Source organism: Psychrobacillus sp. NPDC058041, assembly GCF_042885655.1.
GTDB lineage: Bacteria > Bacillota > Bacilli > Bacillales_A > Planococcaceae > Psychrobacillus.
On record NZ_JBHVRO010000003.1, the window covers coordinates 199,887 to 222,767 of the forward strand.

Genomic DNA, 22,881 nt, shown 5'->3' on the forward strand with positions numbered 1-22,881 from the left:
AGAATTTAATTATCATCTATCTTACTATGCAATTATAAATCGTCCCATAGATACTAGTTGATTGGAGCGAAAAGGCGACTCGATACTTCGCCCGCGGAAAGCGAGCGGTAAGCTTCGGAAAACAACTGAGTGGAGACAACAGTACTCTTAAAGGGGCTTGTGCTATTCTCATGGACTTTTTCATTTTAATTGCATACCCTATAATGGTATGGTATATTATGAAAAAGGATAGGAGGTTGTTTTTTTGGACAATTTAAAAGAAGAGGATACAATCGAAATGGATATATCTTGTCGAAAAAGTCATCATCCTGAAAAAGTAAAAAAAGATTTAACAAATCGATTAAATCGTATAGAAGGTCAGATTCGAGGAATTAAAGGTATGGTAGACAAAGATGTCTATTGTGACGATATTATTACCCAACTCTCTGCCACTCAGTCTGCTTTAAACAGTGTAGCGAAAGTTCTTTTACAAGGACATTTAAAAGGTTGTGTGGTGGATCGACTTGCAGAAGGCGATGATGAAGTACTAGACGAATTATTAGTAACGATACAAAAATTAATGAGGAAATAATCGGAGGAATGAAAATGGCAAATCAAGTTACTCTACAAGTGCAAGGAATGTCATGTGGTCATTGTGTCAACGCAGTAGAAAGTAATGTAGGAAATTTAGATGGCGTGAACCAAGTGAAAGTTCACTTAGAGTCTGGAGAAGTGGAAGTATCATTTGACGAGGAAAAAGTAACGCTTGAGAAAATAAAAGAAACGATTGATGATCAAGGATATGAAGTGGAATAAATGAGTGCTATTAAGGCACTCTTTTTCTTACAATATTATATACCCCATAGTGGTATGTTCGAGAGGTGGAAATAAAATGGACAATGAAATAAAAGAAACAAGTCTCCATATTACAGGAATGACTTGTGCCGCCTGTGCAACAAGAATTGAAAAAGGCTTAAATAAAATAGATGGTGTAGAAGAAGCAAATGTAAACTTGGCTCTTGAAAAATCTTTGATAAAATACGATCCGAAAAAGGTAAGTGATAAAGACTTTGAAAAGAAAATAATAGATCTTGGATATGGCATTGCCAAAGAGAAAAAAGAGTTTGCTATTACAGGAATGACTTGTGCTGCCTGTGCAACAAGAATTGAAAAAGGATTATATAAGTTAGAGGGAATATCCAACGTCAATGTTAACTTAGCACTCGAAAATGCAACAGTCGAATATAATCCTGCTCAAACTTCCGTTGCAGATATTATTGGACGAGTCGAGAAGTTAGGTTACAAGGCACATAGCAAGGAAAACAATAAGGATGCGGTAGATTACCGTGAACAGGAAATACACAATCAAAAAAGAAAATTTATCATCTCTGCAATTTTGTCGCTTCCTTTGTTGTGGACGATGGTTGGGCATTTTTCGTTTACGTCGTTTATTTATATACCAGAATTACTAATGAATCCATGGGTTCAAATGGCTCTCGCAACTCCTATCCAATTTGTCATTGGAAAACAGTTCTATGTGAGTGCATATAAAGCGATACGAAATAAGAGTGCCAATATGGATGTGTTAGTAGTGATGGGAACCTCCGCAGCCTATTTTTATAGTGTCTACCAAGCAATACTAACGATTGGTGAGAATCATATGGCAAACCTGTACTTTGAAACAAGCGCCGTGCTAATTACGCTAATTATTTTAGGTAAATTGTTTGAAGCAAAAGCAAAGGGCAGGTCTTCCGAAGCCATTAAAAAGCTTATGGGATTACAAGCTAAGACTGCATTAGTCCTCAGAAATGAAACCGAAATAGAAATACCATTAGAAGAAGTCGTCACTGGAGATACTATTTTGGTGAAGCCGGGTGAAAAAATTCCAGTTGACGGTAAAGTGATCGAAGGAAGTAGTTCGTTTGACGAATCAATGCTTACAGGGGAAAGTATTCCAGTTGATAAAACGATAGGTGATACTTTGTTTGGGTCAACGATCAATAAAAATGGTTTTATTAAAATGAAAGCAACGAAAGTCGGAAGAGACACTGCACTTTCTCAAATTATTAAAATTGTAGAAGATGCACAAGGCTCAAAAGCTCCCATCCAAAGACTTGCTGATAAAATATCAGGTATATTCGTACCGATTGTAATCGGTATTGCAATTATCACCTTTCTAATATGGATTATTTGGGTCTATCCTGGAGAGATTACCCCGGCATTAGAAGCTTTGATTGCTGTTCTTGTTATAGCTTGCCCATGTGCTCTGGGTTTGGCAACGCCTACTTCAATCATGGCTGGATCCGGGCGTGCAGCTGAGTTTGGGATACTGTTTAAAGGTGGCGAACATCTTGAAACTACTCACCATCTTGATACGGTTATTGTAGATAAAACAGGGACTGTTACAAATGGTAAGCCTGTATTAACAGATGTAATTACGGCAAAAGGTGTAGAAGAAGAGGAATTTCTTTCTTTAATCGGTTCAGCTGAAAAACAATCAGAGCATCCACTTGCCGAAGCAATTGTTCAGGGAATTCTAGAACGAGGGATACGACTCCAAAACATTGGAGCTTTTGTTGCTATTCCAGGATATGGAGTTAAAGCGACCGTTAATCGAAGAGAAATCCTAGTAGGAACCAGAAAACTGATGAATCAGTATGAGGTGGATATTTCCGATGTATTTAATGTGTTGGAGGATTTAGAGACTAGTGGGAAAACCGCCATGTTAGCTAGTATTGATGGTCAATACGCAGGCATCATAGCCGTAGCAGATACGATTAAAGAAACATCTAAAAAAGCAATTAAACGACTAAAAGAAATGGACATTCAAGTCATTATGATGACAGGAGACAACTGGCGTACCGCTACTGCTATAGGTAAAGAGGTAGGAATTGACCTCATTATTGCAGAAGTACTTCCAGAAGGGAAAGCAGAAGAGGTGAAGAAACTTCAAGTTACTGGTAAAAAGGTAGCGATGGTAGGTGATGGAATTAATGATGCACCTGCGCTTGCAGTCGCTGATATAGGCATGGCAATTGGAACAGGAACGGATGTAGCGATGGAAGCTGCTGATATCACACTAATTCGAGGAGATTTAAATAGTATTGCAGATGCAATCATTATGAGTCATAAAACAATGAGAAATATTAAGCAAAATATTTTCTGGGCTTTTGCTTATAACGCTTTAGGCATTCCAATTGCAGCTTTTGGTTTACTAGCACCTTGGGTAGCGGGAGCGGCAATGGCATTCAGCTCTGTATCAGTTGTGTTGAATGCTTTACGATTACAACGAGTTAAAATGGATGAGCAAGTATAGAAAATGTCTAAGTTTAATTTTATTTGTAGATGGGAATTTATTTATTGAAATAGATTAACAAGGAGGATAAAAATGAAAAAAGTTATAGCTGTAGTGATTGTTTCTCTACTTTCAATACTTGTCTTATCTGCATGTGCAAATGACAAAGAGGGGTCAAAAGTGGAGAAGCATTCCGACATGAATCATTCCAGTTCAAGTGAAATTCCAGAAGGGATGAAAGTGGCTGGAAATCCTACTTATAAAGTAGGAAGCAAGGTTATTATTGAAGCAGATCATATGCAAGGTATGAACGGTGCTGAAGCGACCATTGTAGGATCCTACGATACTACAGCTTATGTCATTTCCTATATGCCGACAACTGGTGGGGATAAGGTGGAAAATCATAAATGGGTTACTCAAGATGAGATAAAAGATGCAGGTGACAAAACATTAAAACCAGGAACTGAGGTCACGATAGAGGCAGATCATATGAAAGGGATGAAGGGTGCAACTGCAGAAATTATATCAGCAGAAAAAACTACTGTATATATGATCGATTACACTCCAACTAACGGTGGTGAAGAAGTGAAAAATCATAAGTGGGTAACAGAGGATGAGCTATCACCCATTAACCCATAATAATTATTTCTATAGAAAAATGCACCTTGAATTGCATATCAAGGTGCATTTTTAATGTGTGATTTTTTGTATTCCATATTCTTAGTGTTTAGGAAGTAGTTGTTTCAACTTAATCAACTGATTGTAAAGGCGAAACAATAACTGTACAAGTGGTTCCAGTTTCGCTGAAAAATACAAAACGATACCGCTTGTTGCACATGAAAGTAACGCACTGCCTATCACGTCAAATGGATAATGTACGCCAACATATATACGTGAAAGTCCAACAACTATTGCCCATATTAATATCGGATATTTAAACCTCTCATTTCGCATAATGAATGTCCATGCGATTGCGAAAACTAAAACTGCGTGATCACTTACAAAAGAGGAATCTACAGTATGTGGTACTAATTGCTGAACATGATGTGTAACAAATGGACGTGGGTGGTAATAAGCCAAATGTATAATCGCATTTACAACTAATGCAATAGCAGAAGAAAAAATAGTATAAATAGCTGTATACCTTTTTTCGATACCTTGTTGCTTGTTTCCTATAAACCAAAGATACAAAATGATGGCTACTGCTATATAAGGTAAACTATCAGATAACGTTATCATAATATTATCTAATAATTTTGAGTGTCCAGCCAATCCATTTATTTGTTGAAATATATGATAGTTCATAGTGTTTCTCCTTTCACAACTAACAATTTCGTAATTGAAACCAAAACAATATGATTTCTACTATTAAGGATAGACCTTGAATATGAAAATACGATGAAAATTAGCGTTCCTTATTAAATTTCACATACATGACCTTTTACCTAATATTGGTGCATCTATTTACATGACTATTGTGAGTTTGATTATTCTGATAAAGTGTTAAAATGTTATAAAGGGAAATTATGTGGAACGAGGGGATTCGTATGACGCTAATAAAGGCTTCTAGTAATGGTATTTTAAATCAGATTACTAGCTTGGATGAAAGAAAACGAGCGATGCAACGGAAAGACGCTGGCGAAGCATATCGAAAGCATGCAAAATATTTTCAGCCGAAAGTCTCTACTTTATCTGAATTAGAAAATCTCTTATTAGGCAATAAAGAACGAGAGGAAGAAACGCCTGAAGTAAGTGCTGCTATAAAAGAATTTCAGCAATTAGAAGGTGCGAACAATAGACCTATCAAAGGACCTAGCACCCCAGTGCAAACAATTGAGGGACCGACACCTGAAAAAACGATTGAGCTTTTAGAAAAAGTGAGAAGTTCAGCTCTAGCTCCAGCTGAACCAACTCCGCAAGATTTACATGTTGCTGCTAGTGCTACAGCTAAAATTCAGCAAAATCAGTCGCAAATTACGTTAAATCAAGAAGCTAATCGGCAAATTAAATTGGAAGTTAAAAAACAAAAAGAGGACGAAGCAGCTGTTTTTAATCGCTCCATTTTATCTGATTTTCAATCTCCAAAAGAGTTGAAAGAGGATTTGGAGAACTTACAGAAAAAAAGATTAAAAGAACAGGCGATTGCGAAATACTCATATCAAGTAAATTTAATGCGATATGGTTTTGCTAGCCAACAGAATAGCTTCTTCCGAATAGCTTAGGAGAAACAATGAAAAAGCAAAAAACAAATGCTGTTAGAATATTAGAGCAGCAAAAAATACCCTTTGATTTAATTGAATACGAGTTGTCGGGGGACCAAGTAGATGGGGTAACTGTAGCTAACAAAATAGGTCACCCTGTTTTTGTTGTGTATAAAACTTTACTTGTTACAGCCGGATCAAACAAATTCTTCGTATGTATTATCCCGGTGGATAAGGAATTAGATTTAAAGGCAGTCGCAAAAGTAGTTGCTGAGAAAAAAGTAGAATTGCTACCACTAAAAGATTTACTCCCAACTACTGGCTACATCCGCGGAGGGTGCTCTCCCATAGGAATGAAAAAGTTATTTCCAACGATAGTAGATGCAAATTCACAAAAACTTGATTATATAATTGTGAGTGGAGGAAAAATAGGACTTCAAGTAAGGCTTGCTGTTCCAGAGTTACTTATGATGACAAATGGTAAACTTGCTGAAATTATTAAGCCTAAAAATGAATAGCTTTTTAACTCTAAGAAGTTATAATTAAATGAATAGTATTTATTCCATTCCAACCATGTTGTGAATGGTTTTTTTACGGGAATAGAAAGTAGGATTTTTATGAAAAAGGAATTTGTTTGGCGCTGGATATTTTTTGTAGGTGGAGTCATATTAATGGCATTAGGTATTTCTATGACGATCAAAGGGCAAAGATTTGGAATTGGACCATGGGATGTTTTTCATGTAGGTTTGTTTAAACATTTGGGTTTGTCAATTGGAACATGGGCTATTTTAACGGGAATACTTATTGTAGTTCTCACGATGATCGGAACGAAAAAGTTTCCGCAACTTGGTACTTGGCTCAACATACTCTTCATTGGCTCATTTATTGATATGTTTAACTGGCTCTTGCCTGACGTAAACAGCTATATAGGGCAACTAATCATCTTCATACTAGGTGTAGTTGTAACGGGTATTGGTGTAGGTGTATATGTTTCGCCAAATGTTGGAGCAGGACCTCGCGATTCACTTATGTTATTAATCATGAAAAAAACGGGATGGAGCATAAAAACAGTACGTACATCTCTAGAAGTTCTAGTTGCCCTCGTTGGTTGGGCTCTTGGAGGACCAGTAGGCTTGGGGACGGTTATTATCGCAATATTATTAGGTCAGCTAGTTCACTATACATTGCCGATGTCTCAAAAAATTTTATTTCAAATTTGCGGCTACACATTACCTTACATAAAAGAAAGCGCCGAAAATCAGGAATGATTTTCAGCGCTTTTTTCATATTATCTAGTCATTTTACATATATTATTCATTGAATGAAAGATAGAAAGGATGGCAATTTGAACGGAACAATTACGCACTATATGGGCAAATCATTCACGGGACAAGGCGTTAAAAGTTTCTATAAAGAAATCATTCAAGAAGCCAAAAAAGTTTACTTTTTCAAGGGACCTACTTCCTACCGACTAACTGATACATTAAAAGAAATAGGATATGCAGGAATTCGTAGAGGAAAAAACATGGAATGGTTTTATGATCCTCTTCATGAAGAAGTATTAGAGGGCGTATATATTAAGGACACTAAAACGCTCTATATCCAAACGGATGCAATAGATCCATCCTATTATGGTGCGGGACATGAGTGGGTTCCATATTACGATGCATATGATGAAAGTAAACTTAGAGAAATTGGTCCCCTCATTCGTGATAAGCAAATTGTGAATGATGTTTGGTTAACAAAGGGACTACAAGCACTTACTCGTGCAAAAGTTATACATGATGAATGGGAGCAACTCATCCAACCAGCTGTGAATTGGGAAGGGATAAATGCTTTATTGGAACAATTAAACAAGAAAGCTATCGGTAATGTTGCACTTCAAAAAAATCCAAAAGTGACACATCGACTAATGGGATCGCTTACTCCACTCGGAGCAAAAGATACATTAAATTCGATCTCTAAAAACTTGAAATCTAGACTATTTATTAAAGGCCTACCAGGGAGCGGAAAGTCTTCTTTTATGAAGAAGTTTGGAGAAGAAGCTAAATTGCATGGTTTAGATGTTCGTTTAATTTGGTGTGGACTGGATGCAAATAGTGTGGACGGTGTTGTCGTTCCTGAATTGCAATTATGCATAGTGGACGCAACAAGTCCACATGTATACGAACCAGAACGAGAAGGGGATGAAATAGTTGATTTCTTTCCTTATATAGATCAATCGCTTTTGGACGAAGAAAAACTAACAGAAGTGCAACAAAAGTATTCTTCAGAAATGGAAATTGCGCAAGACTATCTCTGTACGTATGCAGGCGATTTAAAAATGATTAAAATGATGTACGATTCAGCAATAGATGAAAATAAATGGAGTTCATTGCATAATAGAATGGTAGAAACGATAGTATGAATTGTTGCAAATAAAGCTACTTTTTAACAAAAAAATAAAGTGAAGTTTTGTAAAAAAGATTGATCATTTATTATAAAGTTGGATAAAACAGCTTATTGATTACATAATCATAAGCTGTTTTTGTTTGTTATCTCAAGTGCAATATGAAGAATAGTTAGAGTTCTTTTTTTACTCCCATAAAAATTATAAACTTTCTTAAATCAGTAAAATGGCATAATAAAAGAGGTTCAGAAAAAGCTTTTTTTTTAGCTATTGGCTCCCTTGGATAAGAAAGTATATGCGTTATCGTCCTACGAAACAAGTGTTCATAGTACTTTAAAGAATTAGATAATACCGCGGATTTCCGTTTCAGGTGGACGAGTTACGCGGGGAGGCTAAGAGCGCCACATCGTGTGGCAACGCCTTCGTGACCAACATCCTGTTGGCCTCCGACTGGAATCGCCACCTTTCACTACAATCCATTAAGTGAGTAGTACCTAACAAGAAGAGGTGCTATCCTGTAATCGTTACTGAATAGGAGATGCTACTCTTCTTAAAAGGACCGGGCATCTTTTTGCCTGGTTTTTCTTATGAACAGAGCAAGGGTGTTGATTAAAGAAGCTGAAGCGCCATTTTTATCGAACTTATTGTACAAATGGTGCAGTATTATTAAAGAAGGTTTATCTTATTTATTGATAGAAATAGTACTTACAAGAAAGACAACACGGGAGGAAATTGTTGTATGCAACGGAGCAAAATTATATCTGATTTAGCTAATAAAATACTGGATTTAAGTTTAAATCATCCTGTTAGAGTAGGGATTAGCGGGATAACAGCATCTGGAAAAACAACACTCGCAAATGAGCTCGCTGAGGCACTTATTAGTAGTGGAAAGGATGTAATTAGAACAAGTATAGATAATTTTCATAACCCAAGAAAAATTCGTTACAGACAGGGAAAGGAATCTGCTATTGGTTATTACGAGGATGCTCATGATTACCAGTCATTTAAGGAAAAACTTTTAGTTCCTTTAGGACCAAACGGAAACCTTTACTACCAAACAATCTCCTTAGATTTAGAAAAGGATGAGTATGTTAATAAAGTAGAAAAAGTAGCAACTAAGGATATGATTCTCATTGTAGATGGGACATTCTTATTCAAACAAGATTTAAGTGACCTGTTTGATTATAAAATATTCGTTGATAGTGACTTTAAAATAGCAAGAATGCGAGGTGCCAAACGGGAAGAACGAGCATTTGGAAGCTTTGAAAAGGCTGAAGAAATTTTCTTGAAAAGGTATCATGCAGCTTCTAAACTCTATTTAGAACAACATTCACCTCAAGTTCATGCGAATGCTATTATTCAAAACAATGTCCTTAATAATCCAACGATAGTATACAATTAAGTATTTCTTGTTGAACTTCTAGGTGCAAGGCAAGATTGGTGCGGGTGGGTTCTATATCACAATACAATAGTGTATCCTTCTTCGCGACAATAGAAACAGAATAGACGGGGGTATCCATTGTTATGCTGCGGCGATTTTACTCTTCATGGATGGCTAACTTGGTGCTTTAGTAAAAGAGAAAGGATTTGCTTAGGCAGCTCCTTTTTTTTATTAAACTAACTGGGCAGCGTAGTCGAGGTGCTTTTTGATTAAAGATGCAGTTTAGTTCAAGAAGGAAAAAGGATACTTTAGATAAGAATGATAAAATATAAGGTGAATAATTTAATCGGGGTGCTTTAAATGAGTAATGAACGTGAATCAATAGTAACTATTGACATAAGTAATATCCAAACTGCAAATCAATTACATTTGCTTCTTAAAGAAAAGCTTGAGTTCCCTGACTTCTATGGAGAAAATTGGGATGCAATAACAGGGCTTATTAGTATGCCAGATAAACTTGTGCTTATTGGATGGTTAGAATTTGAAAAAAACTTGCCTTCAGATGCAAAAACAATGAAAGAGTTTCTTTACCTACACAATGAAGAATATCCTGATTGGAAATGTGAGTACTTGTTCAACTAACAGAGGCATTAGTTGAATATGAGCTACCAAAAAAATGCTTACTTTTAATATATTGAAGTAACATAGGCGTTGATCCCCCAAAAAAGGATTAACGCTTTTTCTGTAGAAGTTATCGTACTAACAGAGTAGGTTAGTTGAATAAAATAAATATTTCCTAAAAATTAACAAAGAACATACATTCGTGTTAATATACTCTTATGGAAACTTAAATAGGAGGATTAATATGGAAATGAAGAATATTAACATTGAAGAGCGTATGAAGCATTATAATGTGTCAGGTTTAAGCGTTACATTAATTGAAAATGGTCAAATCAAAAATACAGTTAACTTTGGTTTGCTAGAGGCAGGAACTACTAAAAATGTAAATAGAAATTCTATTTTTAGTGCTTGTTCAATCAGTAAATTCCTAACAGGAATGCTAGTTTTGGAATTAACGGAACAAGGTCTTCTTGATTTAGATGAGGATGTAAACAAAAGGCTTGTATCGTGGAAAGTACCTGATACTGAATTAACTAAAAATAAAAGAGTTACATTACGAAACTTACTTAGTCATCAATCTGGAATTATAGACCCCGAAAATAGTTTTGCTGATCTTAATTCGATGTTAGGTATGCCCTCAATAGTTGAATTATTAAATGGGAAAACACCTTATTGTAATTATCCAATTGAAGTGAAATATGAACCTGTGAGTCAATTTCACTATTCAGATGCAGGTTTTTGTATCATTCAGCAATTGATAGAAGATATTACTGAAAAATCGTTTAGGCAAGTTATGACCGAACAAATATTTGAACCATTAAAAATGGAAAACAGTACATTAGATACGATAATCTCAGAAACGAAAAGAGATGATTTTTCTTGTGGTCATAACAAATACGGCGAATTAGTAGAAGGAAAATATCCTATATATCCTTACCCCGCTGCTTCTGGGCTATGGACAACTTCTTTTGATATAGCTCAATTGGTCATTGAATTAATGAATGCATTAAAAGGAGATAGTAAGATTGGAATTTCTACAAGTTTAGCAAAAGAAATGATAACACCACAGGGAGGAAAGGCGTGGACTGGGCTTGGTGTATTTTTAGAGGGATCGGAAAAAGAACTTGAAATTACATCACTAGGCTGGGGAGTAGGCTTTCAATGTATGTTGGCGGCTTTTCCAAATTTAGAGAAAGGTGCAGTCATAATGACAAATGCAGAGTTAGGTGTTCATCAAATGGAGGGGATTATAGGAGAAATATATAAATCATTTATGTCTTAAAAAACGTCAGTTTTGATAATGGGGTGAGATAGATGCAGATAGCATTAGCCGATACAACATACGCACCTCAAATCGTGTCTTTCTTCAAAAACAATTTAGATTGTAATAACAGCGGAATTTATTCTAAAGAGTTTTTATGCCCTCTCGGAATTAAAGCAGCTATAAGAAGAAAACAAATGATAGTGGGGATAGTCGATGGACAAGTAGTAGGAGCTTTTCGATTTTACAGAAAAAAAACAACCAATAGCATATCATTATATCAATTTGCTATAAATGAGGACTATCGTGGACAAGGGCTGTTAAAAAAGATGTTAAAAACTATAAATGACTTACCAATCCTTGCGTTATGTCCGTTCGAATCAAAATTTAATGAATACTATTACAAGTCAGGTTGGCATCTACAAGAACAAGATACAGAATTTAAAGTCTGGGCTTTTAACGAATAAAAATATTTTTATTACTTCTATTCTAATAAGCTAAAATGCTTTCTTATTAAACTAACCGGGTGCTTTAGTGATACAAGGAGCTGATAATATAGTTATTTATTCTTGTTCAACTAGCCGAATTTTTATACAGTCAGAATAGAAAAGGTAAATTAAAAAAGATTACTTTTAATCAATTTGTAATAATGTGCCTAATTTCTATTGGGTCAATGATTTTAACAATTGATTTTTGAGTCTAATGGGAAAAGGAATGTAGAGACGTTTTTCACTAAAGGGTGCTTTAGTGAAATATGAATGCTTAGGCAACTCTTTTTTGTTACTTTTTTTTATGAAATGACCACTAAATCCATAAAGGGGTGAACAATATTCTATAAAAATATCGAATTTACTATTTTTACTCTTATGCTGGTATTAATATTAGTTGGCTGTAGTGATAATGATAAAAAAGATTATAATACTTCCGCTGAAATTGATGAAAGTACAAATCAAAATACACCTGTAGTCTCGGGAGATAGCAGCACAGAAGAGAATGTATTACAGGATTCCTACGAATATTTAGCTAATAATGAAGGGGAACTATCTATTCAGGATTCTGTAACGGCTTATGAAATATGTGTGAGAGCGCTGTCTGACTATTATAAGGCGGTCTGGAACGGCTCGGATATTGAATTGGGTACATTTATCGATAACGAAAACCTTAGACAGTATACACAAAAGAAAATTCAATCCAAATATGACGTGTATGGAAAATTTAATGAAAAGGTGCAAAATATTGAGATTAGCACTTGGGAAGTGGAGTATACTGATGATATGGATGGCGGTTTTCTCTATTTAAAATTACCTGCGGAAATTAAAAAGACTGTAGGTAGTTATGGTGAAGTCACTGAATTTCTCGTACGTAATGCAAACGGCAAGTTAGTCATTGTTGATTGGTATACTGGTGCAAAAGATAGTTATGATTTCTTGGTACGTGGAGAAAATCTAACGATTGATAATCCTAATATTTGGGATGATAGTGAATGGGTAAAGAAGTTAAATAGTAAATAGATTGAATTATAAAGCCCAACTCTATAGTTAGTTATTTACAGCTAACTTAGCAAATCAAATTTAGTTAATGAAAGCCCAATATGAGACTTGCTACAAAACTAATTTCTATTATTAAACTAAAGGGTGCCATAGTTGAACAAAGAAGTTAGAAAAAATCATCTAAGATAAACGAACATTAAAAGTAAAAGATCGATTCCTTAAAGGACTCGATCTTTTTTTTATAAAGTTTTAATTGAAATCTTTTTTGTATAGTCTGAAAGCACTTATTGCACCTACAAGGAATACAATCGCTTGGAATAGTATTAAGAACTGGCGAAAATGCTGGATAAATAGATGATGGTCACATCTCTCTGGTAATGGTCTAATATGAAAATCCATGATACGTTATGGCGTATGAAAGTTAACAGGCTTAGAGGAAGCACCTAAGTTCATTTAATTTTTATAAATTCTAAGAAGTTAATTGGATAAAATTTGAAACGTTTATTCACCTTAAACGTATTAAAAAATAATGTGCGGTATTAATGGAAGAACTGAATGTAATGTCATGGTGAAGAAAAATGGAGAGGTGTTTCGTGTGTTTTCTAATGAACAATTACAAGCCTTAATTGAAGGAAGAATTGTTGGGGACAAGTTTCCTTATAATACAAATAATGAGCAAGAAATTGAAGCACATATCAGACGGTTATTTTATAGAATAAACCGTATACCTAATTTAGTGTGTGAAGCAGAGTGGAATCATTTTGGAAGTGGATACGCTTCCTTTATTGAATTTTTTTGTTATCGAAAAGAAGATGTTACAGTTGTTGAAGAAAAGTATGGATTTCAAGAGATTAAGACAAATGGAATTATTATTGATATTTGTCGGCTAGCACCTGTAGCAATCATGGGCGAAGATGACAGATATAAAAAAGTTTGTATTGAGACAAAGGAGGTAGTTGGTGGGTTATATGGTACTATACTTGATGGTTCAAATCGATTAGTTTTAAATGAGAAATTTAAATTAATTGCAGAACAATTGAAACAAGCGTTAAAAGAGTTTAAGTATGAACTATTAGAAGATGAAAAATTGAAGCAACCATTATCAATTCAAACGAAAATACCAACAATCTATCGTAAACCTAAAGAGTATTTAGTGATGGATGCAATTTTTTACTGGGAGGATTAGATATTTAATTTCTAAATAACATTCCAGAATAGGAAAAGCATATTGTGGTAAGAAACATCTCCTTTCTTCTTTAATAAAAGGGGGCAGGAGTTGAAGAGCAATAAATAGTTTCTTATTGTGCTGACGGGCAAGTTAGTTGAAGAAGTATTATTCATTTAGTTATGTATTATTAGAAGAAAGTTTTGATTTAATTGGAGGTTTAATTTGATAAACATACAAAGTAACTCAAACAAATTAATCATAGTAGTACATGAAATTTATGGGGTTAACCAGCATATGAATAAATTTTGCCATTCATTATCAGAAAGAGGCTTTGATGTTATTTGTCCCAACTTATTAGAAAAAGTAGGACCTTTTGAATATTCATTTGAAGAAATTGCTTATCGAAATTTTATGGAGAATATCGGGTTTATTAATGCGGCAGATAAAATTAAACGAGTATTGCAAGATATTAAAGATCAATATGAAAAAGTCTTTATTGTTGGATTTAGTGTTGGGGCAACCACTGCATGGTTATGTAGTGAAGAAAATGATATCGATGGAATTGTTGGCTACTATGGTTCGCGAATTAGAAACTATCTAGAGATTGAACCTTTATGTTCAACAATGCTTTTCTTTCCTGAAAGTGAGAAATCATTTAATGTCGACGAATTAATTCCATACTTAGAAAAAAAGAATATCGAGATACATAAAATTCATGGAGAACATGGATTTAGTGACCCATACAATTCAAAGTATAATGTAAAATCTGCACAAGAATCTTTTGGCATAATGGTTGATTTTTTATCGAAACACTAATTCATGAAATACAGATGCTGATGATTTAGCACTTTAAGGCAATATTTTTTGCAGTGAAGAATTTCACATAATTAAACAAGAGATATCGAAATTCCAATCTTTTTTATATCGCATTTGAATGGTGCAGGAAATTAATAAGGAAAAATACCGTATTATAAGGAATGAAATCTATTGATTTTTTTAAATTAAAAAGTCATTTTAAGGTGACTTTTAAGAATTAATTGACTTTATAACCCTTTTTTCCTAACCAATGAGCAAATAAAACAAGAGGAATTATAAGAAAACCAAAAGGTAGACTTATAATAATAATCTTCCACGTTATGACTTCACTTACTAACAAAGCTTTATATAACACTAAACTGTATGGAAGTATGATTATTAACGACGTTATCGCTCCTGGAGTTATGGAACGGAAAAATATTGCTTGTTCAATATGGGTAAATGCATGGATGAAAAAAGTTAATGTTACTGCTGTAAAAAGATAGATATTAGCAAATACTCCGTGAGTTAAGTATTGGTTGGCCATAATTGTAGAAATGCTAACAAATAAAAATATAATTAATACTGCAAAAGCAAATTGTGCAGTGGACATGGAAAATTGTTTAACTACTCGATCAGCTAATTTTTTGGGTAATCTTTTATAAACTTCGTGCCTATTCTTATTTAGCCAATTTTCTACCATAATAATTTCTTCGAAGTCATGAAAAATAAATAAAATAGGAAACAACCAAATAAGAGTTTGAACATTTATCCATAGATCCATACTTCTACCTCTTTCATTGATATTTGTACTCAGTTTAAAATATGAAATTTTATAACTATTTACCTATCTTTAATTATGTAGTTATATATTGAAAGTGTAATTGAAAAAGCTCCTTGGTTTGAAGGTGCGAACTAGGGATTATTTATAAAATGTGAGAAAGGTTGTGGAGTTATTTGAGAGATTATAAAGCAATGCTATTTGATTTAGATGATACCTTACTTAATAGAGATCAGGCAGTAGATAAGATGTTTTTAATTATTTTAGAAAAGTGTTATGAGGATATTAAACATTCAGTAAAAAACGAAATGCTTAAAAAATTTAAAGAATATGATAAAAGTAGCTATGGCAATAATGATAAAATAAAAGTTTTGGAATCATTATTTGATGAATTTCCACCAAAATATAGATTGCCACGCAATTACATTCAAGATTTTTGGAATAATAATTTTCCTCATTGTTTTTCTATAAACCAAAATATTATAAATATAGTAAATTCTATAAAAATGTATGTTAAAGTTGGAATTATAACAAACGGCTCAACTCATAGACAAAAAACCAAAATAATTAACACTAATTTAAATAGTTGTTTTGATATAATAATTATTTCTGAAGAAGTGGGATTTAGTAAACCTGACAAACGCATATTTGATTTAGCATTAAATAAGCTTAATGTGCAACCGGAAGAGGTATTATTCGTTGGAGATGACATAGAAAAGGATATTGGTGGTTGTCAAAATGCAAATATAAAGGGCATATGGTTCAATCCTCATATGATAAAGAATGATTCCGAAATAAAACCATATGCCGAGATCAATTCTTTTGATCGATTATTAAGTTATATTGAATAATTAGCATAATCAGAAGTTGTTTTACTTCACAATATTTTTATAATAAGTAAAAACAATAATAATGATTATCGAAAAGATGTGTAATGACTAAATCGTTGTTGGACTAACGAGTGCTTCGTATTATAAGGTTAACCAGATTTAACTGGTTGACCTTATTTTTATAGGATTTAATATATCAGTAGCCAGGGTTATTTATTTCAACAAAAGTCTTCATGAATAGTGGATCTGAATTTTTGGAAAAACAGGAATATTAAAAACACTGCTTTTAATTAAACATTACTAGAGTTGGACGTCTATTCAACTCCTTTTCCATTTTATTTTTTCAAATTGTGCATCCTAAGTAGCCTCACCTTCGCCTAAAAGGTAGAAACAAAAAAGGGGGTTTTCCTCATGGACCAGGAAACACTGATGACACGGATCCGGAACGGCGAGGACGAAGCTTTCGCTCAACTAGTCAACCCCTTGATTGAAAAGGGGTATAGGACTAGTTTCAGTATCCTCAAGTCGAAGGAACAGGCAGAAGAGGTTGTCCAAAATGCGTTGATTGAGGTATATCGGAACATTATGAGTGGAAAGGATATCACCTATTTCAACACCTGGTTCTATAAACTGGTCTCCCACCGCTCAATCGATGCTTGGAGAAAGAATGACCGCCTGAAGGAATCACCACTTGAAATCGATGTGCTGACAGACAAACATGACGTGATGGAAAGTGTGCTAAAAGAGGAAACCGAAAACGAGATTAAAAAGGGCATATCATCTCTTGATAACAGTGACTACCAGAACGTCCTCATCCTCTACTATTACCAAGAGCAAGCAATCCAAGAAATATCAGACTTGCTGGGACTGAAAAGTTCGACGGTCAAATCCCACCTTCGCAGGGCGAGGAATGCTCTAAAAAAAAGGTTGATCGAAAATCAGTTGATAGAGGTGAATTCACAATGAAGATCGATGAATCGTTGAAGAAAGAAATCGAAGAAGAGATGGAAAAAATCCAGGCACCATCTTCCATGTACGAATTTGTCAAAAATATTAAGGAAGAGTCAGAAAAGAGAGCGGATTTTGAAGAGTCGAAAGGAAGAAAAAGAGCTTGGAGGAAATCCCAGTTTGCGGTTGCAGCGGTTATCAGTCTTGGGATCCTAACGGGTTCCGCATTCCTGAATCCAACTATGGCGGAAGTAGTATCAAAAATCCCGTATCTAGGACAAGTATTCCATAAACCGATACATGAAGTAATTGCAGAAGCGTTGGAGAAAGAAGGGTATAAACCAGCAGGTATCGGCATGGGAATGTCGGGACAGAAGGCACACTTTGACATACGGCTGAAGGGAACGGAACAATACGTCAATCAAGAAAAAGACAGAGTTTTAAATATTTTGACTGAAATTTTGGAAAAAAGAGGGTATGATAACTACGAGTTAATGGTTTCTGACACGAATGAGGGATCTCCCGCGCTAAAAAAGATAGATAAACTAAGGAAGGAACTAGGCGAGAAGTTAATGTCGGACTTGCAGGAAGCAGGATACCCGATTATGAATGTTAACGCATATAACCCTGTAGTCAATGTGTATATCCCGATTGCCGATGAAGCTAAGAAAGTAGATATCTACAAGGCCGCGATTGAACTTTTGAAAGCAAATGGTTCACCGAAACAAGTACAGGTTATAACTCGAGACGTTACGGAAGAAGAACTTAAGATTCAGTGGATGCCCGTCATAAGGAGCATTGAAGAAGAGTTTTTCCTGAAAAAAGAGTATCAGGTAGAAGACATTAGATATTCCTATAAGCCTGAAAAAGTGTCTATTACCATCATAACTAAAATGAAATCATCGGATGCAGAGACTAAAGAGACGGTAAACAAGATCCGAAAAGAAATTACTGAGTTCCTGGATAGTGAAGAAGTAAAAACAAAGATAGAAAATCTGAAATATGAGCTAATTGTCCAAGACAAGAACGGCAATGATTTTCCGTTTTAAAGACCAAGCAAATTACACCCGCAAATTATTGTGATGTCTCATACTCATAGAAAAGGTATGCTAGCAAGGAGTGACATATTGAAAAAGTTTGTTTTATTCCCATGCTATTCTCTTATTAATAACTTTAATTGGCTGTGTGCATAAATCCAATGTAAAAGTTTATTTGCTCATGCTATTACAGCTACCTTAAAGGGCTTACCTTCTTCATACTGATACTAATTTTTTGGTGATTGATAAATAACTGATAGAGGGGTATTAAATGCATACTATCAACGAGGATTTAGTTAGAAAATTAATAAATAAACAATTCCCAGAATGGTCAAAATTGGAAATCAGACCTGTTAAAAATAGCGGAAATGACAATAGAACGTTTCACTTAGGCGACCATATGAGTGTAAGGTTACCAAGTGCTAAATGTTATGTTCCTCAAGTGGAGAAAGAGCAAAAATGGCTACCAAAATTATCAAAAGATCTTTCTTTACCAATTTCAATACCTATAGCAAAAGGGAACCCAAGTGAGGAATTCCCATTCCCATGGTCTGTCAACAAGTGGTTAGAGGGAGAGACATTGACTCTAGAAAATATTAATGATCCTAACCAATTTGCAAGAGACTTGGGAGCATTTTTAATTGAATTCCAATCTATAGATGCTAGTGGTGGCCCTTTAGCAGGGCAACATAATTTTTATAGGGGAGGAGATATTGCCGTTTACGATCAAGAGTCCAGAGATGCAATTGAACAAAATAAAGATACATTAAACGCTCCATTATTGAACGAAATTTGGGAACTTGCATTAAATTCAAAGTGGGTAGAAAATCCAGTTTGGGTTCATGGCGATATAGCACCTGGTAATATTCTAGTTAAAAATGGGGAGCTTTGTGCCATTATTGATTTCGGAATTTTAGGCGTAGGAGACCCTTCTTGTGACGCTGCCATGGCATGGACTTTTTTTGATGATAATAGTAGAAAGATATTCAAAAATGCATTAAATATAGATCAAGAAACTTGGAACAGAGCAAGAGGATGGGCTTTATGGAAGGCTTTAATTACTTACAATTGGAATAAGCATTCTAACAAAGCAATCGCAGAAGAATCATATAATATTATTAATACAATAGAAGGCGATTACGAATTTAAAGAAACACTTAAATAAAATTAAATTACAAAAAAGATGGGTTCGTTTATCTTATTCAATTAAACCGGCGCAAGAATTGAATAACGATGTACTGATACAGTAGACCATTTTTTTTTATATATAAACAGTTAAAGAGTAGGATAGTGAAATAAACCTTCCAATAATACTTCCGTTTTATTTCTTAATCAGGCGCTTTAATGAAGTAATGAAAAGCCTAATTTCTCTATTATTTTACGGAGAAGTTGGGCTTTTTAGTATTGGAGTTTCCTTATAGTCGGAAGTCTGCATTTTCCTGACGCTACCCCTTATTGGGATACCGCAACATTTCGGAAATTTTGGATGCTAAGCGAATTTCGACATAAATATAGCCAAATACCTGTACGTTAAGGAATTTGGCTTATGTTATGGATTGGTTTTTATTTAAGTGTCTTATGAATTAGCTGGTAATCTATTAGAATTCAGCAACTTCCATTTATAAATCAGTTAGTCTTCTCTTGACGCTAAGAGACATCGGAGGGTACGTTGCCATAAACATCGAAGAGATCCATTGTGCATCAAATAGTGGAGAAAAAAGCTAATGATTTTTCATTAGTTTTAGCGAAGCGTATGCTTAATTTGGTAAAAAATATTAACAAAACTAATAAAATACATATGACTACATTAATTAGAGAAGAAATAGTCATATGTGTTTTTTATAAGTAGGGTGATTGTTACGATAATGAATAGTTTCCGGACAAAGGTACTTCCTTTTTTGATTGCAAATTGTGTACCAACAATGGCTCCAAAAATTTGGGCAATCCCCATAATGAATCCATATACAAAATGAATTTCGTCTAAATAGACAAACATAAGAAGTGCTGCCATATTACTTCCCAAATTTAAGAACTTTGCATTTCCTGCTGCCTTTAAAAAATCAAAGCCAAGCATTAAAAAAGTAAAAATAAAAAAGGAACCTGTACCTGGCCCTAAAAAACCATCATAAAAGCCAATTGCTAATAGCAAGAGGATTAATCCGAAAATACGAACTGGTGAGAGTGTTTTTATCGCGGGCATGCCTCCCCAATCCTTTTTGAAAATCGTATAGACGCCAACAGCAGCAAGCATAAATAGCATTAACGGTTTTAATATATCTGGACTAATTAATGTAACGGCCCAGGCTCCAATAAGTGACCCGATAAACGCTAGTGGGAAATACTTTGCTACAGATCGGAAATCGAGTTTTCCAGAACGATAAAATGAAATAGTAGAAGTTAATGACCCCATCGTACCCGCGAGTTTGTTTGTCGCAACAGCAGCTGTTGGATTTAACCCTACAAATAAAAGAGCTGGTAATGCTATCAAACCACCACCTCCAACAATAGAATCAATAAAAGCGGCTAGAAAGCCAAGTAATATAAGGATAGTTATAACCTGTGGATCTAAATCAAATATCATATTGTCACTCTTTCTATATTAGTTACTACTGTAATAGTAACTAATATTAGTCAGAATGTTAATATTGAGTTGATAGGTAGATCAAGAACCAACTCCATTCTTCCTAGAATAAAGGCAAGACTGTTGCAATGACCAGAGAAGGATTAATCTCCCATGAGTGTTACTCGTATAGAGTAGTGACAAGTCTGTGATGCACCGTTTTTGCTGCTTAGACGGCTATTTTTCTTGTTCAACTAATGGGGGAGTCTAGTTTAACAAGAATTGGAACTTTTCATGAAAACTTATAGTCATAATTAGAAAATGATTTAGGGGTGTTTGTAATATGAAACGTTTAAGTAAAAGCTCAATAGCCTTTATATTTTTAGGATTTCTTTTCTTTACATTTAATTGGATAATAGACGATTATGTTGAACCTATTATACTTCTAGGAGCTATCTTTTTATTAATTGGGGCTGTCTTTTGTTTTATTGCTATCTCTAAAAGGGAAAAAGGAAGTATAAAATATATCTCACTTTCATCTTTATTCATTGTTCTATTTTTAGTCACTTGGTTTGAACCATTCCAAGTTATTCGAATGATGACTTGGATAAAAAATATTATTTAACTAATGTGGAGTTAGTATTAAAAAATGATCAAACCTTTTTATAAAGGCTGTAGACTAAATCATAAAAAAACCATTTTTATCAATCTTTACTTCAAAGCGGCATAAAGAGAGCATTTTTCCAACTAACCAGAAATTCTCTCATGCAAAACAATGCGGCAGACTACTGTCTGCGGTTTTTTTTTGTCTTTTCGGCTAGGCATGGTAAGATAGAAGGGAATATTTCGCTTGAAAGGAAGATGACCTTGTCAAACGTATTAAACAATTTTTTAACAGAAAACCTAGATGAATTGAAAGACCAAGGCTTATATAACGAAATTGACCCTGTAGAAGGACCAAATGGAGCGAAGATAAATGTCCGTGGATCGGAACTTATTAATCTATCTTCTAATAACTATTTAGGGCTTGCGACAAACCCAGAACTTAAACGCATTGCAAAAGAAGCAGTGGACAAGTATGGAGTTGGAGCAGGAGCAGTTCGTACAATTAATGGTACACTGGATCTTCATGTAAAATTAGAAGCCAAACTTGCAGAGTTCAAAGGAACAGAAGCAGCTATCTCTTATCAATCTGGCTTCAATTGTAATATGGCAGCAATTTCAGCTGTAATGGATAAAAACGATGCCATTCTTTCGGATCAATTAAACCACGCATCCATTATCGACGGTTGCCGACTTTCTAAAGCCAAAATTATTCCTTTTAATCACTCTGATATGGATGATTTACGGGCAAAAGCAAAACAAGCAACAGAATCTGGATTATACAATAAAGTAATGGTGATCACAGATGGCGTATTCTCTATGGATGGAGATATTGCAAAACTTCCAGAAATCGTAGAAATCGCAAAAGAATTCGACCTAATCACTTATGTGGATGATGCACACGGTTCAGGCGTTACTGGTAAAGGAAAAGGGACTGTGAAGCACTTCGGTTTAGAAAAAGAAATCGACTTCCAAATCGGTACGCTTTCTAAAGCAATCGGAGTTGTAGGTGGATACGTTGCAGGGAAAAAAGATTTAATCGACTGGTTAAAAGTTCGTTCCCGTCCGTTTTTATTCTCTACAGCATTGCCACCTGGAGATGTCGCAGCAATTACTGCAGCAGTTCAAATGATTATTGATTCTACGGAATTACATGACAAACTATGGGAGAACGGTGACTACTTGAAAGCTGGACTATCCAAACTCGGCTTCAACATCGGCGCATCCGAAACACCAATCACACCATGTATCATAGGAGAAGAAAAACTAACACAACAATTCTCCAAACGACTATTTGAAGAAGGCGTCTACGCAAAATCCATCGTCTTCCCAACCGTCCCAAAAGGCACAGGCCGCGTACGCAACATGCCAACAGCTGCTCATACAAAAGAAATGCTAGATGAAGCATTAGCTATTTATGAGAAGGTTGGTAAAGAGCTTGGGGTAATTTCATAATAAACTCGTAAGTACTTTTAGTTACTAAATCGCACAAGAAAACGCAGGGGCTTTAAACCCCTGCGTTTTTTTTTTTATGATGTTAAA

Annotated in this window: 24 protein-coding genes; 21 read left to right on the forward strand and 3 right to left on the reverse strand. The window is 34.7% G+C overall.

What is annotated here, in order from left to right:
* The first annotated feature begins 277 nt into the window (after positions 1–277).
* The 4 genes from ACFVR1_RS06085 to ACFVR1_RS06100 all read left to right on the forward strand — a co-directional run bounded on the left by ACFVR1_RS06085 (position 278) and on the right by ACFVR1_RS06100 (position 3,913).
* Entirely contained in the window at positions 278–571 is a 294-nt protein-coding gene (locus tag ACFVR1_RS06085; RefSeq protein ID WP_387582422.1) for a metal-sensing transcriptional repressor, read from the forward strand.
* A 14-nt stretch (positions 572–585) separates the two neighbouring features.
* Positions 586–795 carry a copper chaperone CopZ gene (copZ, locus tag ACFVR1_RS06090; protein WP_387581704.1) on the forward strand — a complete coding sequence of 70 codons (210 nt, stop codon included), beginning with the start codon at positions 586–588 and terminating at the stop codon, positions 793–795.
* A gap of 76 nt (positions 796–871) precedes the next feature.
* Positions 872–3,295, forward strand: a complete 2,424-nt coding sequence (locus tag ACFVR1_RS06095; protein ID WP_387581707.1) for a heavy metal translocating P-type ATPase — start codon at positions 872–874, stop codon at positions 3,293–3,295.
* A gap of 72 nt (positions 3,296–3,367) precedes the next feature.
* Positions 3,368–3,913 carry a YdhK family protein gene (locus ACFVR1_RS06100; protein WP_387581709.1) on the forward strand — a complete coding sequence of 182 codons (546 nt, stop codon included), beginning with the start codon at positions 3,368–3,370 and terminating at the stop codon, positions 3,911–3,913.
* Positions 3,914–3,994: 81 nt separating this feature from the next.
* Here ACFVR1_RS06100 and ACFVR1_RS06105 read toward each other — a convergent pair whose 3' ends face one another.
* A complete protein-coding gene (locus ACFVR1_RS06105; RefSeq protein WP_387581712.1) occupies positions 3,995–4,579 on the reverse strand; it encodes an undecaprenyl-diphosphatase in 585 nt (194 codons plus the stop codon).
* A gap of 242 nt (positions 4,580–4,821) precedes the next feature.
* Between ACFVR1_RS06105 and ACFVR1_RS06110 the strand changes: the two genes are divergently transcribed.
* From ACFVR1_RS06110 to ACFVR1_RS06160, 11 genes are all read left to right on the forward strand, one after another.
* Positions 4,822–5,496 carry a hypothetical protein gene (locus ACFVR1_RS06110; protein WP_387581715.1) on the forward strand — a complete coding sequence of 225 codons (675 nt, stop codon included), beginning with the start codon at positions 4,822–4,824 and terminating at the stop codon, positions 5,494–5,496.
* 8 nt (positions 5,497–5,504) lie between these two features.
* Positions 5,505–5,993, forward strand: coding sequence for a Cys-tRNA(Pro) deacylase (gene ybaK, locus ACFVR1_RS06115; protein ID WP_387581717.1), 489 nt, complete (start codon positions 5,505–5,507; stop codon positions 5,991–5,993).
* A 99-nt stretch (positions 5,994–6,092) separates the two neighbouring features.
* Positions 6,093–6,743: a YczE/YyaS/YitT family protein gene (locus ACFVR1_RS06120; protein WP_387581720.1), complete on the forward strand. Its 651-nt coding sequence runs from the start codon at positions 6,093–6,095 to the stop codon at positions 6,741–6,743.
* Positions 6,744–6,820: 77 nt separating this feature from the next.
* Positions 6,821–7,882, forward strand: a complete 1,062-nt coding sequence (locus ACFVR1_RS06125) for a hypothetical protein (RefSeq protein WP_387581723.1) — start codon at positions 6,821–6,823, stop codon at positions 7,880–7,882.
* A gap of 721 nt (positions 7,883–8,603) precedes the next feature.
* A complete protein-coding gene (locus ACFVR1_RS06130) occupies positions 8,604–9,266 on the forward strand; it encodes a nucleoside/nucleotide kinase family protein (protein ID WP_387581725.1) in 663 nt (220 codons plus the stop codon).
* Positions 9,267–9,605: 339 nt separating this feature from the next.
* A complete protein-coding gene (locus tag ACFVR1_RS06135) occupies positions 9,606–9,887 on the forward strand; it encodes a barstar family protein (RefSeq protein ID WP_387581726.1) in 282 nt (93 codons plus the stop codon).
* Positions 9,888–10,110: 223 nt separating this feature from the next.
* Positions 10,111–11,148, forward strand: coding sequence for a serine hydrolase domain-containing protein (locus tag ACFVR1_RS06140; RefSeq protein ID WP_387581728.1), 1,038 nt, complete (start codon positions 10,111–10,113; stop codon positions 11,146–11,148).
* Between the two features lie 32 nt (positions 11,149–11,180).
* Positions 11,181–11,594 carry a GNAT family N-acetyltransferase gene (locus tag ACFVR1_RS06145; protein ID WP_387581730.1) on the forward strand — a complete coding sequence of 138 codons (414 nt, stop codon included), beginning with the start codon at positions 11,181–11,183 and terminating at the stop codon, positions 11,592–11,594.
* Positions 11,595–11,993: 399 nt separating this feature from the next.
* Positions 11,994–12,638 (forward strand): hypothetical protein, encoded by a 645-nt coding sequence (locus ACFVR1_RS06150; RefSeq protein ID WP_387581732.1) that lies wholly within the window; start codon positions 11,994–11,996, stop codon positions 12,636–12,638.
* Between the two features lie 574 nt (positions 12,639–13,212).
* Positions 13,213–13,803 carry a hypothetical protein gene (locus tag ACFVR1_RS06155; RefSeq protein WP_387581735.1) on the forward strand — a complete coding sequence of 197 codons (591 nt, stop codon included), beginning with the start codon at positions 13,213–13,215 and terminating at the stop codon, positions 13,801–13,803.
* A 204-nt stretch (positions 13,804–14,007) separates the two neighbouring features.
* A complete protein-coding gene (locus ACFVR1_RS06160) occupies positions 14,008–14,601 on the forward strand; it encodes a dienelactone hydrolase family protein (RefSeq protein ID WP_387581737.1) in 594 nt (197 codons plus the stop codon).
* Positions 14,602–14,818: 217 nt separating this feature from the next.
* Here the strand turns inward: ACFVR1_RS06160 and ACFVR1_RS06165 are convergent, their stop codons facing one another.
* Entirely contained in the window at positions 14,819–15,364 is a 546-nt protein-coding gene (locus tag ACFVR1_RS06165) for an HXXEE domain-containing protein (protein WP_387581740.1), read from the reverse strand.
* 191 nt (positions 15,365–15,555) lie between these two features.
* On the opposite strand from ACFVR1_RS06165, the gene ACFVR1_RS06170 reads away from it, so the two are divergent.
* From ACFVR1_RS06170 to ACFVR1_RS06185, 4 genes are all read left to right on the forward strand, one after another.
* Positions 15,556–16,212, forward strand: a complete 657-nt coding sequence (locus ACFVR1_RS06170) for an HAD family hydrolase (RefSeq protein WP_387582424.1) — start codon at positions 15,556–15,558, stop codon at positions 16,210–16,212.
* A gap of 390 nt (positions 16,213–16,602) precedes the next feature.
* Complete coding sequence (locus ACFVR1_RS06175; RefSeq protein ID WP_387581742.1) at positions 16,603–17,157, forward strand: RNA polymerase sigma factor; 555 nt, start codon at positions 16,603–16,605, stop codon at positions 17,155–17,157.
* A complete protein-coding gene (locus ACFVR1_RS06180) occupies positions 17,154–18,188 on the forward strand; it encodes a DUF4179 domain-containing protein (RefSeq protein WP_387581745.1) in 1,035 nt (344 codons plus the stop codon). The genes ACFVR1_RS06175 and ACFVR1_RS06180 overlap by 4 nt, the downstream gene beginning before the upstream one ends.
* A gap of 259 nt (positions 18,189–18,447) precedes the next feature.
* On the forward strand, positions 18,448–19,341 hold the full coding sequence (locus ACFVR1_RS06185; RefSeq protein ID WP_387581748.1) for an aminoglycoside phosphotransferase family protein: 894 nt from the start codon (positions 18,448–18,450) through the stop codon (positions 19,339–19,341).
* Between the two features lie 642 nt (positions 19,342–19,983).
* Here the strand turns inward: ACFVR1_RS06185 and ACFVR1_RS06190 are convergent.
* Positions 19,984–20,757 (reverse strand): TSUP family transporter, encoded by a 774-nt coding sequence (locus tag ACFVR1_RS06190; protein WP_387581750.1) that lies wholly within the window; start codon positions 20,755–20,757, stop codon positions 19,984–19,986.
* A gap of 322 nt (positions 20,758–21,079) precedes the next feature.
* On the opposite strand from ACFVR1_RS06190, the gene ACFVR1_RS06195 reads away from it, so the two are divergent.
* On the forward strand, positions 21,080–21,361 hold the full coding sequence (locus ACFVR1_RS06195; protein ID WP_387581753.1) for a hypothetical protein: 282 nt from the start codon (positions 21,080–21,082) through the stop codon (positions 21,359–21,361).
* A gap of 236 nt (positions 21,362–21,597) precedes the next feature.
* A complete protein-coding gene (locus ACFVR1_RS06200; RefSeq protein ID WP_387581756.1) occupies positions 21,598–22,794 on the forward strand; it encodes a glycine C-acetyltransferase in 1,197 nt (398 codons plus the stop codon).
* The last annotated feature ends 87 nt before the right edge of the window (positions 22,795–22,881 follow it).

What these genes read in the sequence shown, in the direction of transcription:
- ACFVR1_RS06140 (WP_387581728.1), top strand. Translation starts at nt 10,111, where the DNA reads ATGGAAATGAAGAATATTAACATTGAAGAGCGTATGAAGCATTATAAT.
- ACFVR1_RS06085 (WP_387582422.1), top strand. Translation starts at nt 278, where the DNA reads ATGGATATATCTTGTCGAAAAAGTCATCATCCTGAAAAAGTAAAAAAA.
- copZ (WP_387581704.1), top strand. Translation starts at nt 586, where the DNA reads ATGGCAAATCAAGTTACTCTACAAGTGCAAGGAATGTCATGTGGTCAT.
- ACFVR1_RS06165 (WP_387581740.1), bottom strand. Translation starts at nt 15,364, where the DNA reads ATGGATCTATGGATAAATGTTCAAACTCTTATTTGGTTGTTTCCTATT.
- ACFVR1_RS06195 (WP_387581753.1), top strand. Translation starts at nt 21,080, where the DNA reads ATGAAACGTTTAAGTAAAAGCTCAATAGCCTTTATATTTTTAGGATTT.
- ACFVR1_RS06145 (WP_387581730.1), top strand. Translation starts at nt 11,181, where the DNA reads ATGCAGATAGCATTAGCCGATACAACATACGCACCTCAAATCGTGTCT.
- ACFVR1_RS06185 (WP_387581748.1), top strand. Translation starts at nt 18,448, where the DNA reads ATGCATACTATCAACGAGGATTTAGTTAGAAAATTAATAAATAAACAA.
- ACFVR1_RS06135 (WP_387581726.1), top strand. Translation starts at nt 9,606, where the DNA reads ATGAGTAATGAACGTGAATCAATAGTAACTATTGACATAAGTAATATC.
- ACFVR1_RS06170 (WP_387582424.1), top strand. Translation starts at nt 15,556, where the DNA reads ATGCTATTTGATTTAGATGATACCTTACTTAATAGAGATCAGGCAGTA.
- ACFVR1_RS06190 (WP_387581750.1), bottom strand. Translation starts at nt 20,757, where the DNA reads ATGATATTTGATTTAGATCCACAGGTTATAACTATCCTTATATTACTT.
- ACFVR1_RS06095 (WP_387581707.1), top strand. Translation starts at nt 872, where the DNA reads ATGGACAATGAAATAAAAGAAACAAGTCTCCATATTACAGGAATGACT.
- ybaK (WP_387581717.1), top strand. Translation starts at nt 5,505, where the DNA reads ATGAAAAAGCAAAAAACAAATGCTGTTAGAATATTAGAGCAGCAAAAA.
- ACFVR1_RS06200 (WP_387581756.1), top strand. Translation starts at nt 21,598, where the DNA reads ATGACCTTGTCAAACGTATTAAACAATTTTTTAACAGAAAACCTAGAT.
- ACFVR1_RS06150 (WP_387581732.1), top strand. Translation starts at nt 11,994, where the DNA reads ATGCTGGTATTAATATTAGTTGGCTGTAGTGATAATGATAAAAAAGAT.
- ACFVR1_RS06105 (WP_387581712.1), bottom strand. Translation starts at nt 4,579, where the DNA reads ATGAACTATCATATATTTCAACAAATAAATGGATTGGCTGGACACTCA.
- ACFVR1_RS06180 (WP_387581745.1), top strand. Translation starts at nt 17,154, where the DNA reads ATGAAGATCGATGAATCGTTGAAGAAAGAAATCGAAGAAGAGATGGAA.
- ACFVR1_RS06130 (WP_387581725.1), top strand. Translation starts at nt 8,604, where the DNA reads ATGCAACGGAGCAAAATTATATCTGATTTAGCTAATAAAATACTGGAT.
- ACFVR1_RS06175 (WP_387581742.1), top strand. Translation starts at nt 16,603, where the DNA reads ATGGACCAGGAAACACTGATGACACGGATCCGGAACGGCGAGGACGAA.
- ACFVR1_RS06110 (WP_387581715.1), top strand. Translation starts at nt 4,822, where the DNA reads ATGACGCTAATAAAGGCTTCTAGTAATGGTATTTTAAATCAGATTACT.
- ACFVR1_RS06120 (WP_387581720.1), top strand. Translation starts at nt 6,093, where the DNA reads ATGAAAAAGGAATTTGTTTGGCGCTGGATATTTTTTGTAGGTGGAGTC.
- ACFVR1_RS06100 (WP_387581709.1), top strand. Translation starts at nt 3,368, where the DNA reads ATGAAAAAAGTTATAGCTGTAGTGATTGTTTCTCTACTTTCAATACTT.